We start from the raw sequence: 11,819 nt of genomic DNA, 5'->3' as shown, positions 1-11,819 counted from the left end.
GCCAACTCAAAGTCTTAAAATTTTTGTCGACATCAGTCGGCCTAATACAACAAATGTTTGGAGAAAAAACCAATGAGCATTCGTCCTTTACATGACCGTTTAATCGTTAAACGTGATGAACAAGAAACTAAGTCAGCTGGCGGTATCGTTTTGACTGGTTCTGCTGCGGAAAAATCAACTCGCGGTAAAGTCATTGCAGTTGGCAATGGTCGCATTTTGGAAAATGGTGATGTTCGCGCTTTAGACGTTAAAGTTGGCGACACTGTTATCTTCAATGATGGCTACGGCATCAAAACTGAAAAGTTAGACGGTGAAGAAATTTTGATTATGTCTGAATCAGACATCTTGGCAATTGTAGAATAATCTTAGAACAAATTTAGTAGGTAATTAGACATGGCAGCAAAAGACGTAAAATTCGGAAATAGCGCACGTACAAAAATGTTAGCGGGCGTAAACGTTCTTGCAGACGCAGTAAAAGTAACTTTAGGTCCTAAAGGCCGTAACGTTGTTTTAGACAAAGCATTTGGTGGCCCAGCGATCACTAAAGATGGTGTTTCTGTTGCAAAAGAAATCGAACTTGAAGACAAGTTTGAAAACATGGGCGCACAGATGGTTAAAGAAGTTGCTTCTAAAGCCAATGATGAAGCCGGTGACGGAACAACTACAGCAACGGTTCTTGCGCAAGCAATTATCACTGAAGGCATTAAAGCTGTTGCAGCCGATATGAACCCTATGGATGTTAAGCGCGGTATCGACAAAGCGGTTAAAGCGGCAATCGAAGAACTTAAAGCATTATCGGTTCCATGTGCAGATAGCAAAGCAATTGCACAAGTAGGCACTATCTCTGCAAACTCAGATGCTGAAATTGGTAACATCATCGCTGACGCAATGGAAAAAGTGGGTAAAGAAGGCGTAATCACTGTTGAAGAAGGTCAATCATTAGAAACTGAACTTGACGTTGTTGAAGGTATGCAGTTTGACCGCGGTTACTTATCTCCTTACTTCATGACAAACCAAGAAAGTGGCACGGTAGAATTAGAATCTCCGTTCATTTTGTTAGTTGATAAAAAGATCTCAAACATCCGTGAATTACTTCCAACGTTAGAAGCAGTAGCAAAAGGTGGCAAGCCACTACTTATTATTGCTGAAGACGTTGAAGGCGAAGCATTAGCAACACTTGTTGTTAACAACATGCGCGGAATTGTTAAAGTTGCAGCGGTTAAGGCTCCTGGCTTTGGTGACCGTCGCAAAGCGATGTTACAAGACATTGCAATCTTAACTGGCGGTACTGTTATCTCTGAAGAAATCGGTATGGATCTTGAAAAAGTTCAACTTGAAGATTTAGGTACAGCAAAACGTGTTGTTATCACTAAAGATGACACAACGGTAATCGACGGTGCGGGCGAGCAAGCTAATATCGACGGTCGTGTTGCTCAAATCAAAGCTCAAGTTGAAGAATCAACTTCTGACTACGATAAAGAAAAACTTCAAGAACGTTTAGCTAAACTTTCTGGTGGTGTTGCAGTAATTAAAGTTGGCGCAGCAACTGAAGTAGAAATGAAAGAGAAAAAAGACCGTGTTGACGACGCATTACACGCGACTCGCGCTGCGGTTCAAGAAGGTATTGTTGCCGGTGGTGGTACTGCATTAGTTCGTGTAGCGGCTAAACTTGTTGACCTAGTAGGCGACAACGAAGACCAAACTCACGGTATCAAGATTGCCCTTCGTGCGATGGAAGCACCGCTTCGTCAAATCGCGTACAACTCAGGTGACGAAGCCTCTGTTGTTGTTAACAAGGTTAAAGAAGGCGAAGGAAACTTCGGTTACAATGCGGCTAACAGCACATACAGTGACCTAGTTGCAGAAGGTATCCTTGACCCAACTAAAGTAACACGTCTTGCGCTACAGTTTGCTGCATCAGTTGCGGGTCTTATGATCACAACAGAAGCTATGGTAACTGACGCACCTCAAGACTCATCTGCACCTGCAATGCCTGATATGGGCGGCATGGGCGGTATGGGTGGAATGGGCGGAATGATGTAGTCAAAGTTAGCCTGTTTTAGCCTAATAAAATCAACAACTTACACAGTGTGTATACAGAAAAACATACACAAATGTAGACAGTAAAGTAGGCTTAAAAACACTCTTAATGAAGGCGTTGGGTTAATCCCCAGCGCCTTTTTTGTTTATCTAGAACAATCTGTAAAACTTCTTGTAGGCATCTACAAGCTCACTTGAGTAACTTAAGTCACCACTACGCGCACCTGTTAACGCTTGCTGATACAACTGCATTACCTTTGTGTCCTTGTTGACTGCATAAGCTACCCATTCAGACAAGTGATTGATGTCTATTCCTTTGTGTTGTTCCTCAAGATAACCTTCGAAGCTATCCATAAGGTTCTCGGTCAACGACTCAATCTCTCTCTGTGCCCTATCAGGTGATACACCATAAGATTCACTGAGTTCTTGTAGTACTTCTGGACTTAGTTCATTACCAGCTAACACGTCTGATATTGTGTCATTGGTTGTTGATGTACCTAAGACTTCTTCAATCTGTGTCACTGTCTCAGTCAGTTCAGGGTTATCTATTCGATATGCTTCAGAGTCTTCAGGTTCTTCTTCAAACTCCATGCAGTCTTCAGCATCATTTAGATAGTCCTCAAAGTTACCAGCATAAATTGACTTGCTTAGTATTTCAGCTTCAATCAAGTGGTTCACTTGCCCAGAGGTACCGTTGACAGTAACCACGGTGTGAGGCTGGATATCTTTTAGCTTGTAGTGAAACTTTTGGCTTAACGACTATAACTGCATTATTTAATAATCAAAAACATATAGAGAGTCAAAGGCTGGAGCCTAACTTTTTTATTCCTCACATTATTCATTAACCTAGCTGGGATAGTCTCGAAGTTTAAATAATTTCGCTGAAGTTGGTAAACACTAAATTGAGTTGCGTTAATTCCGCTTTGAACGCCCATTTCTTATAAAATCCATCTTTTTACAAAAAAAAAATCATATTAAAAATAAGACCAACTTTTGACAAGGAACACGTCAAATATATGAAAAATATAAACATCTCAAACTAAAGATATAGTGTTTTTATAATAAAACGTTTGCGCCATCTAATGCTTGCGTTATACAAGTCACTGATATATAAGAGAAAAAATAAATAAATGGTTGTTTAGTGAACAAATAGCTGAGATAATGATTCTACTGTTTATAACCATATTTCATGTCAGGTTTTTTGCGGAAAAGTCTTTAAATCCGCTACATCCCGCGCACTGGTTTTTTATACAGTTTGTAGCTACTAACGCGTCATTAACTCGATCTCTTAACATCAATAAATTCAGGCGGTTGAACCTAAAGACGCTGAAAAAACAACCTTTTGTTTTATTGTCTAGTTGATATAATGGAAAAATAAAGAAAAGCACAACATAATGTGTTTTTAAATTAACACAAACACACTATCTAGTGTTTTAAGTAAAAACCTTAGTCTAGAGTAACTAAGGTAGAAGAAAGGCATAAAAAAAGGCAGTCATCGTGATGATGTCTGCCCTTAATTAAAAAAAGATTATAAAGCACATTGGGTGGTGGAGTGTCCCCAAGTCACCTAAACATACTTATATATCCTTTGCGTGAGAACGAAGAGTATAAGTCAAGTTTAGGTTCATGGCTACTATTCACTCCATAACTTATGTTAAAGGATATTTAACATATTGATTTGTGGAGGTTTCCATAATGAAAGTGAAGAACGTTTTTGTCTCTCCTTATCGCCGTTATCGCAACGGTCGTTGGGAAGACGTATGTCAACACTTCAGAAGTTTACCTAAGTAATTAAGTAGCATCTGACCCTAACTGTGGTCGATCTCTAATAGATATTGATTGACCGCACTTTAATTTAATTAATAAAGAGACTAATACTATGTCAAAGACCAAAAGTGGTAAGAAAAAAGTACACGTGCCTCAACACACCAAAAAAGACGGTACAAAGGTACGAGAGCACTACCGTTCGACTCCTAATTAAATAGTTAATTTGGGATAAAATAGGAGTCGGGTATCTACTCGACTCTTTTACGTTAACTCTCAAAAGTTAATTTCTATCTGAAGCTGACATCTTTGAAATGAGTTCTACAATCATGATGCTTTTTAAGGTGTAAATTGTTGTTGATGTATTTTCTCCGTTATTTGGTTCGTATAACGGGATGTATAATGTTTGGTCGCTTACATCCCTCTAGAACGCAGGGATTAATACATTTGGTGGGGTTTCAGGGGGACTTTGATGTAGTGCGACGAGAGTCGTGTAGGTCACTGGCCTAGTTGGGCTACGGATACATAACGGTTACACCTTGTAACGTTATGCCACCTTAAATTCCTGTCTTTGGAATTTAAGGCCCAAACCAGAAAATGGGCCTTTTGCTCTAACAAAAAACCGCTAGCCTTGGCTTAGCGGTTTTTTTTGTCTATGTCATTAGATAATTCATTTACGGCAAGGATTATGTTTTTTTATCTAACAATCTTGCTGGTTTAAACACGACGATAGCACAGGCTATAAGGCCAACGGCTGCTAGATTTATGACTCCGGCATAATTCTCATCAACAATCACTAACGCCACCACCATTGGGCCACTAGCTAGCCCCATTTTTGACGCAAATCCGCCCATCGCAGCATACTGCCCCGCTTTATCAAATTCGGCACACATGCCAAATAAGTAAGGTAAAACAAATGCCCAGGTGATCCCTATGATGAAATTCATCACAGAATACATCTGTGGAATTTCGCTGTAATGCAACATCCAGCTGCACACGGCGGTGATAATAATGCCAAATAACAGTGGGTATGCTCGGCCCAATTTAGTGCCAATTACCATCACAGCTAATGCACCAACAAGCGCAATCCAGCTAGCCATACCAAGGGCTGGGCTCATGAAATCGAGCGTTAAGCCTTCAACTTTGCCAATTCCGATCATATAAGCAAACAGCCCCATATTTGCACCTTGAAAGAGAAAAATACCAAAAAGCGTTAAAAACAATGGGACTCGTTTGATGACCTGCTCTGCTTGTCGCTTCTTATCTTCATTTGTCACCGGATAATCGGTTAAAAATGGCAACATACAAAGCGAGACAAATGTAAACGCTACCAACGAATAAAACAGTGCGCCAACCCCAAATAGTGGTACTAAATTTGGAATAAACATTAAACCTAATCCGCCGAGCCCCCATTGAATAAACAGCAAATAACCAAAGGTTTTGTCCGGTTCGGTTGTTCTTGAAATAATGCCAAAACCAATACCAACCAATAATCCGCCAGTGAGCCCATGGAGTGCACGGATAAGTACCATTATTGTAGGGTCAGCAATATGTACGCTAATTAAATCGATAACTAATATTGCCGCTAATAAAATATAAGCCCACGTTCTCCAGTTAATTTTTTTAATGATGAATACCGCGGCTAACGCACCTAACGACGCCCCGTACAAATTGGCAGAACTAACAAAACCAGCTTGTTGTGTGGTAAATCCTAACCCTTCTTTTAAGCCAGAAACAACAGCTGGCATGATATTGATATAAAAAATACCGGCGGTTGTTAAAAACGCTAAAAACACTCTGGCCCAAATTCCATTAGGCTCGACTTTAAATGTTCGAAGGCTCGTTTGCAGCTCAGGATCTTGCTTGCCGGTTTCGACGGCTTGAGTTTGATCAATCATGTTTTGTCCTTTTAGAGCAAATTGCTTGGCGAGTGTGTAACTCAGTAATAGCGAGACTCCAGTCGTAAATACCACTGTCGCTAAAATAAAAATATTGGATCGTGGGACTGACTAAAACAACGGAAATACCGCCATATCCAGACAAATAAGGTAACCAATGTGGTTCTGCACAATCAGTATGAGTTGCTATGTTTTGCTTCCAAAAGCTCTGGTCATAACGGGTACTAGCAAAATTGGTTAAACTCCCCTGGTCAGTTGATGCTGGATGAAATAATTCTGCAGCAACATTAGCCAAATATCGAGTTACTTTAAATACGTCATCGCGGGTAAAAAACAACCCGAAACCGACAAAAGGTTGCTGTTCTTTGTCACTTGTCCGCCGTGTTTCATAGGCAACAGGGCTTAATCTTAGTTTGGGCCACAGATCATGACCAAATACGTATTTAAACAGGTCCGTTTGAGGCCCCTTCATTCCCCTAACAAATTGATTTAAGGCCGTCCCCAACAAATAAGTATCTGAGGTGTGGTAAACAAATTTAGTACCGGGTTGAGACTTGCGTGTAAACTGCTGACAAGCGTATTTTATTTTTGAATCATGGCTGCTTGCCGCGAAAAACTGCTGGCTATGATCTGCCCCCTCATCTGCCGTTGGGTAACCTGAGTCGTAATTGCCTGTTGTCATATTGAGTAAATCTAAAAATGTGACATCTTGCCATTGCGGTAAATCACATTGTGGCACCCATTCGCTGACTTTTTGATGATAAAGCTGTGGGTATTCCCGCTGTAACAAATACATACTTAGGCCACCAAAGATGGTTTTGGCGGTCGAATACGACGGCATAACGAGCTCTTCACAAAATGGATATAGTCCAGCTCGGGTTTGGCACTGCGAAACATAATATTGGCCATTAAATGCCAAGCCGTACATCGTCATGTCAGTGGGTTTGATCAATTTTGTTAAGCTCAGTTTTGCCATATCTAACTGCGACAAGTTTTTTTCAGCAATCGGTAATTGGCTTATTGCCTCAATTGGCAATTTATTTTGTTGTTGATTAACGTATCGAACGACTGCTTTTTGCTGGACGCTTGTGAGCACTGTAGTCAACTGACTTTCCACTAATTCCTGCTGTTTATTTTGTGTAACAGCTTGTTTAGCTTTTTGTTTAATCTTTTGATTAATCTTTTGTTTAACTGCGCCAACACCCCACATATCGACTTTATAATACAGGCAAGTCTCACTGCTAATTTGATAATAAAACTGCGAGGCGGTAGTGCCCGATTGCTTCGGGTTTATAACAAAAGTTAATATCCCGTTGTGAACACAATTTTGATTCTTCTCTACCAAATTAAATGGCATAACCACTTGGAATAGATTGCCTTGATCATCTGTTCGCCAAACATCTCCAACGCCTAAAATATAATCCCAATGAGGATGAGTGGTGAGTTGCAACGATTGTGCAATTGGGATGATTTTGTGGTTTAAGGTAACAAAATCAAACTCGATTTCAGGCAACAAAACACGCTGGTTTGTAAAGTCATTGGCGCGGGTTTTAAGTTCAAATTCGTAGCTGTCGCTTTGTTCGGTCAATACAAGATGACTTCGATTTTTGTCACTGGCTAATTTAACTTCGCCCGTTAGTGTAGGGTTAAAACTTTGCTTGATGGCCTTAGGCCAAAGGTCAAAATTAATAGGTTTGTGTATGTCCAAATCGCTGGTGCGAATTAACTGCTCAGGGGTAGGTACAGAGCTCATTGCCGATAACGTCACCGACACTAGGGTTAGCAGAAATAGCGTAAACCATTTAACTAATCGCACGTGATACCTGCACTAATCAACCTTGCCTTTAACGCGGCTAATTCAGTTTCATAATGACGCCATTTGGCAACTGAGCTTTTGTGGATAGCCTGACGTACCTGACTCGAACTTGCAGTATTAACCGCGGAATGATTATTTTGCACGTCTATATATTGGGCTTGCCAGTCGATTTGGCAGAAATCAAACACGGCTTTCCCTATTGATTGGGGTGTTTGCACCAAATCTTCGTAAGCAATGTTCAGCATCGATAATTCTGGCAATGTTTGCCAATGAGCCATGAGGTCTTGATAGGCGACAAAGTAGTCGGCGAGTTCTTGTTGGTCGTAGGAAAACGGATACGCTTGCTGGAATAGCGTTTTATATACTGCATAACAGGTGTCCATTGGATCACGAGTCATATGAATAATTCTGGCATTCGGAAGTGCTTTTTTAATTAAACCAACATAAAGAAAATTAAATGGCAACTTGTCGATTACATACTCTACTATTGGCGTGTTTTTGTCATCGGGAATATGCTGTTTTAGTGCGTCGAGATAACGACTGCCTAAAACTTCAAAATCAATTTTACTACTGCTGCGAATAAAGTCCCGTTTTGACTTTATATCACCAGCAAACTGTTTTGTTGTTTGCTCGGTTAAGAGTCTCGTAAAGTCACTCAATTCTCCGGCGGCGTACACATTTGGCGCGGCAGATAGAACTCGTTCCAGTAAAGTTGACCCTGTTCTGGGCATGCCCAAAATAAAAATAGGGATGATCTGCTTTTCCCCAACCGTTGAAGCGTTTTGTTTAAACTCTCTGTGCGGTTCTGACCGCAAGTCTTTATCTTTAATTTGTCCGGCCAACCACCACGGGGTGTTAAACGTTGTTTTTATATGAGTGATGACATCGAGGTCTTGCTGAACATGGTATTCAAGATGCTGACGTCTAATCTTTGCGCCTTTTGCTAAATGTTTAAAAGCGGTTGAGTATTGCGCTAAGTCTTCATAGCTTTTGGCCAATGCAAAATTAACCTGAACTTCATGTCTCGGCGACAAACTCGTAGTTAATAACAACTGCAAAGCCGATATATGATTCATCTCGTTTGTTTGTTTAGCTAAATCGACAAGTAAACAATGGGCATCAATGTCATTGCCGTTAAGTTGTATCGCCGTTAGCAGTGAAGCTTGCGCCTGAATAAGCTCACCACAATGACGTAAAACGGTCGCCAGGCTATAATGATGTTCGTTATTTGACGGGTCTAATTGAATCGCTCGCTTATATTGAGCCACCGCCAATTCAGGTTTATTCAATTGCGAATAAAATAAGCCGAGTTGATTACACTCTTTCGCAGACAAATTTGAGTTACCGGATAGCGTGTCTAAAACCGTTAATGCCCGATTTTTTTGCGATGTCATTAATAACAGATTTAATACAGAAAATTGCCACTGATGTATATGTGGGGCTAATTCACAAGCGTTGACTAAACACTCGATTGCTGTAGAAAATTGCTTTTGCTGCGCTAAGACCTGGCCATTAAAAAAACACGCTTCGGCATGATCGGGGAATTGTTGTGACAACATTTTTGCAATTTGAGTTGCCTCTAACGATTTTTGCTTTCGCAAATATTGCCAACCTAAATCAAGTAAGCTGTCGACGGAATTTCCCGCCAAACCTTCAAGCTCGTTATGTGTGTTTTGTTCGACCATAATTTCCAATCAAGCTAAATGTAACCATTTTATTCGTATTATTTTATTTGGTTTTATTAAAGCATAAAGCCATACCTATGTATGGCTCTATGTTTAATCAGACGATTAGAACTGATAAGAAACTGACGCTCCAATCGTTTGCGGGCGAGCGATAAAGTCCTTTTGGTTATTACCGTAGAAGTTTTCAAAAACACCTGTATCAGTACTTAAATAACTGTCTGGGTAACTGCCCGTTACGCCTTCTTCATTACCAAGGTTTTTGATGTAAAGCGAGAGTCCCCAGTCGTCTTTGATAAAGTTAACCGAAGCGTTCCAAATTGAAAACCCGTCAAACTCGGTATAAATAGAGCTTGTTGGTACAACTGAGTTAGTCGACTCTGATTGATAATAACCAGACAGGCGACTTGTCATTTCAATGTCATTGGTAATCTCGGTGGTATGACTAATATTGAACGACAACACATGTTCGGCTACGCCAGGCAGCTGCTGGCCGGCTTCTGCGGTAACAGACAGACTCTGTGGTTGGATCAAATCATCAGTTAATTCAGCCTTGGTAAAAGCATAACCCACGCGCATGGTAATATCTTCTGTAAGTGCCACACTTGACTCAAGTTCCAGACCCGATGTCTCCGCCGCAATACCATTTTGAGCCATGAAAAATGCCCACCATGCGGTGCCAGTATTCAGTTGTGGATCATCCCATTTAACCATATAAACGTCGGCTGAATAGGTGAACCCGCGGGCAAAACCTTTAACGCCCACTTCATAGTTTTTCACTGTATCTTTACCATAGGTTTCGACCGACTCTGGATTGAGTTCAGCAAAAGGTCCATCAGTTGGTATTGCGTTCGACCCACCGCGACGGAACCCTTCAGAATAAGTGGCGTAGACCATATTATTATCATTAATGTCATACGATAAATTGAGTTTAACTAATACGTCACTTTCTTCCTGTGTCGGGAATGGCACAGATTCAATTTCTCGCGCTTGCCCATAATAGGCGTCAATTGCGGTGTTGTTTTTCAGTGTATTATCAAACCAACGTGCCCCTACCGTAGCCCTAAAGTCATCACTAAATTTGTAGGTCAGTTCGCCATAAATCGCTAGATCTTCAAATGTTTCGTGGCGAATATACGTTAAATCTTTATCCGTTGGCGCACCTACCCACCAGCGCGGAGCGCCACTGGCATTCACATCCGCAGCGCCATAATATTCGATACCCCGTAAATGACTTAAGTTTGTGGTAACACGCTCTTGGTCCATGTAATACACACCGGCTATCCAGTCTATTTTACTGTTTGGATCTTCATTGGATACCAATCGAAATTCTTGTACTAATGCTTTATCTTCAAATCCTGCTTCAACATGAGATGCCGGTCTAGGATTGCCGGTATACCACGCATTGTACCAATCTCGTCCGCCAGAAACCCATAAACTAGTATTGTCGCGCCAGCCTGAACCTTGATGATCATATGAGGATGTATTAGACGTTAATGTGGCAAAACCAAAGTCTGCTTCAATTTCCATACTTGTTAGATTTACATCTCGTTCAGACGGTTCTAATAATGTCGCCCCGTGTTCGTAATCATCATAAACATTGCCGTTATAGTCGGCACCGCGTGTAACAGCTCGGCGACCACCAACTTCATCAGTTTGAAAGTGGTGAGTTAATGTCAGTTGCACATCATCCGTAATCGCAATTCCGTAAGCGGCTTTAAAGTAAGTAATATCGACACTGTCGACGTCTTTTTGGCTGTGGTAACACGAGCCATTATTAACAAGTTCACTAGCAGTTAATGCGCTACTGCTCGCTGAAACACAAGAACCATTATCTGCTTTAACTAACGGTACGCCTTCGTCATCGAGTTGATACAGGTTTGGCATGTCGATAATGCCGTCGTTATTTAACTTTCCAACCACAAATCGTACAGCGGACTTGTCATTGATAGGCATATTAAACATGGCATCCAAGGTCATGTTATTACCGTCAGAGCCGTCTGTTTTGCTTAAGTCGAGTTTTAAGCTGCCTTCTGTTATTTCAGGATCTGGCTTATTCATAACATAACGTACCGTGCCACCTAAAGCGCCTGAGCCGTAAAGTGTCCCCTGCGGCCCGCGAAGTACTTCAACACGTTCAATATCTTTTAATAAAAAATTGGCAAATATTGGTGTCGCATCAACATAACTTGAAACGGTAGGCACCGTCGATTGACCCACATCGGCCCCTGAAATACCACTTTCGACATTAATACCACGAATAATCATGCTGTTTGTTGTACCACCATTTCGGTGACCTTTATCAACAATCGTTATGCCCGCAACGTTTCTCAGCAATTCTGCGCTATCTGATATGTTCTGGTCTTCAATATCGCTGCCTAATACCGACGAGATATTAAAAGGCAATTCTTCTTGGGACACTTTACGATGGGTTGCCGTCACTTTGATGCGTTCGATATCGCCTTTTTCGACTTGAGTGTCTGCTTGTTGCTCTACAGCCAAAGACGAAAACGACATTACTAAAGCTGCGCTAACGGCGCTGGTTATAACAGACTTTTTAAACGTTGCATTTTTCATGTTATGGTTCCAAATTTGTTGTTGTTTTATTTTTAACCTGCA

7 protein-coding genes are annotated in these 11,819 nt (G+C 41.1%); 2 read left to right on the top strand and 5 right to left on the bottom strand.

Annotation, left to right across the window (positions count from 1 at the left end; all coding sequences use genetic code 11):
- The first annotated feature begins 72 nt into the window (after positions 1 to 72).
- On the top strand, positions 73 to 363 hold the full coding sequence (locus Q4575_RS14630) for a co-chaperone GroES (RefSeq protein WP_215961813.1): 291 nt from the start codon (positions 73 to 75) through the stop codon (positions 361 to 363).
- 30 nt (positions 364 to 393) lie between these two features.
- Positions 394 to 2,043, top strand: a complete 1,650-nt coding sequence (gene groL, locus Q4575_RS14625; RefSeq protein WP_215961814.1) for a chaperonin GroEL — start codon at positions 394 to 396, stop codon at positions 2,041 to 2,043.
- Between the two features lie 147 nt (positions 2,044 to 2,190).
- On the opposite strand, the gene Q4575_RS14620 is transcribed toward groL, so the two are convergent.
- The 5 genes from Q4575_RS14620 to Q4575_RS14600 form a co-directional block, all read right to left on the bottom strand.
- Positions 2,191 to 2,718 (bottom strand): hypothetical protein, encoded by a 528-nt coding sequence (locus tag Q4575_RS14620; RefSeq protein WP_303523330.1) that lies wholly within the window; start codon positions 2,716 to 2,718, stop codon positions 2,191 to 2,193.
- Between the two features lie 1,772 nt (positions 2,719 to 4,490).
- Positions 4,491 to 5,702 (bottom strand): MFS transporter, encoded by a 1,212-nt coding sequence (locus Q4575_RS14615; RefSeq protein ID WP_215961815.1) that lies wholly within the window; start codon positions 5,700 to 5,702, stop codon positions 4,491 to 4,493.
- Positions 5,695 to 7,518, bottom strand: a complete 1,824-nt coding sequence (locus Q4575_RS14610; protein ID WP_303523329.1) for a serine hydrolase domain-containing protein — start codon at positions 7,516 to 7,518, stop codon at positions 5,695 to 5,697. The genes Q4575_RS14615 and Q4575_RS14610 overlap by 8 nt, the downstream gene beginning before the upstream one ends.
- Positions 7,509 to 9,203: a tetratricopeptide repeat-containing sulfotransferase family protein gene (locus tag Q4575_RS14605; RefSeq protein ID WP_303523328.1), complete on the bottom strand. Its 1,695-nt coding sequence runs from the start codon at positions 9,201 to 9,203 to the stop codon at positions 7,509 to 7,511. Before Q4575_RS14605 ends, Q4575_RS14610 begins: the two co-directional genes overlap by 10 nt.
- 105 nt (positions 9,204 to 9,308) lie before the next feature.
- Positions 9,309 to 11,777: a TonB-dependent receptor gene (locus Q4575_RS14600; protein ID WP_303523327.1), complete on the bottom strand. Its 2,469-nt coding sequence runs from the start codon at positions 11,775 to 11,777 to the stop codon at positions 9,309 to 9,311.
- Between the last annotated feature and the right edge of the window lie 42 nt (positions 11,778 to 11,819).

It is taken from the genome of Psychrosphaera sp. 1_MG-2023 (genome assembly GCF_030548245.1).
GTDB classification, from domain to species: Bacteria; Pseudomonadota; Gammaproteobacteria; order Enterobacterales; family Alteromonadaceae; genus Psychrosphaera; species Psychrosphaera algicola.
The sequence above is the reverse complement of the archived record's forward strand: the minus strand, read 5'-3'. Positions and strand labels throughout refer to the sequence as shown.

What these genes read in the sequence shown, in the direction of transcription:
- Q4575_RS14630 (WP_215961813.1), top strand. Translation starts at nt 73, where the DNA reads ATGAGCATTCGTCCTTTACATGACCGTTTAATCGTTAAACGTGATGAA.
- groL (WP_215961814.1), top strand. Translation starts at nt 394, where the DNA reads ATGGCAGCAAAAGACGTAAAATTCGGAAATAGCGCACGTACAAAAATG.
- Q4575_RS14615 (WP_215961815.1), bottom strand. Translation starts at nt 5,702, where the DNA reads ATGATTGATCAAACTCAAGCCGTCGAAACCGGCAAGCAAGATCCTGAG.
- Q4575_RS14605 (WP_303523328.1), bottom strand. Translation starts at nt 9,203, where the DNA reads ATGGTCGAACAAAACACACATAACGAGCTTGAAGGTTTGGCGGGAAAT.
- Q4575_RS14600 (WP_303523327.1), bottom strand. Translation starts at nt 11,777, where the DNA reads ATGAAAAATGCAACGTTTAAAAAGTCTGTTATAACCAGCGCCGTTAGC.